General features: G+C 40.6%; 2 protein-coding genes. Both read right to left on the reverse strand.

The window, feature by feature from the left end; genetic code table 11:
- Positions 1-464: 464 nt before the first annotated feature.
- A complete protein-coding gene (locus FTV43_RS15630) occupies positions 465-764 on the reverse strand; it encodes a hypothetical protein (RefSeq protein WP_179991848.1) in 300 nt (99 codons plus the stop codon).
- Between the two features lie 5 nt (positions 765-769).
- Positions 770-1207, reverse strand: a 438-nt coding sequence (locus FTV43_RS15635) for a hypothetical protein (protein ID WP_179995853.1), incomplete at its 5' end; no start/stop codon positions are given.

Consider the following 1207-nt stretch of genomic DNA (forward strand, 5'->3'; position numbering starts at 1 on the left):
TCTGGTTAGGTTGGGCTTCTTTCGACGGTGCAATCCAAGAAATCCCTAGTCCGTTGATTGGTGCTCTTATCAGGTACGCACTGTAATCTTTCGATACCGCAGCGTGATTCGGAGGCAGAGCCGGAATTTCGTTTTCCGGTACGTTTTACTACCACAATTTGCCTGTTTATCCTTTCGGAGACCGGGCTAAGTCCGAGTCAATCAAGTGGTGCATTTGAGTTAATGTCTTTGAATGGTTTTAAGGAAGTAGTGACAAGCTAGCTTCCCATTGCTAAGATTGGATTGTCTATATCGAAGTCTTAGCAACGTATGTGCAAGATTTAGAGTAACAGAGCCCCATGACCCTGTCACGGGGCTCTGTTATATCTGTAGCCTGATAAATCCCATGAATTCAAGCTACAACGCTTGTCGCAAGATGAAAATTTATTTTTCATCGAGGAAGCGGAAGTGCATCTGATGCTGATTTAGGTAGGTTCATACCGTTTTTTCTTGGCGCGTTTGTACATAGTTTTTACGGTAAGCACGCTTAAATTATGGGTTGTATGCTCATTTAAACAATCCGTTATGCGTTGCCATGATCGGTATTTTCTGGCTTCGGTGATTTCATCAAATGCTTCATCAAACACTTTTTGCATACTTTTGAGTCCACCAAAGGTCAGTAAAAAAATAGTTTTATTGAGCGATTCTCTTACAGGTTTGATCCCCGATTGTCTGATAGCATCGGCGATATGTTTTTCGAGTCTCTCTAATTCTTTTTTTTCCATCCCGATCACCTAAAAAATAAAATTAATGTGATGATAAGTGCATTACTGAGTAGAACGGTTAGGAAAAAGGTTATCGTCCAGCGAGTCAGCTTTTGTTGTGTTTTTTGATGTCGTTTTTTTTCATCATCCAGTTCTTGCCTTAAATGTGAGTATCGTTCACTGAAATCATTCAGAAGTTTTTGACTGGCGTTAAGCGTGCTGAGTTGATGATTGACTTCTAAGTTCCATTTTCGGAGGTTGTGGCGCAGTTCTTGGTCAATACGGGTGACATCATCCTGTAAACGTTCTGTGAGCGTTTTTCTCGGTGAAAGATGGAGTGATTCAGCGAGGATTTCACGTGCTTTGTTGGTGATAGTTTTATTTTCTCGTTCAGCAATGATTTGAAGTTTATCTTTGAGATCATCTTCAATTCTAAAGCTCACCGTTGTTGTTTTTTTGCTCTC

This window comes from Acinetobacter sp. YH16053 (genome assembly GCF_013417035.1).
GTDB lineage: Bacteria > Pseudomonadota > Gammaproteobacteria > Pseudomonadales > Moraxellaceae > Acinetobacter > Acinetobacter towneri.

What these genes read in the sequence shown, in the direction of transcription:
- FTV43_RS15630 (WP_179991848.1), bottom strand. Translation starts at nt 764, where the DNA reads ATGGAAAAAAAAGAATTAGAGAGACTCGAAAAACATATCGCCGATGCT.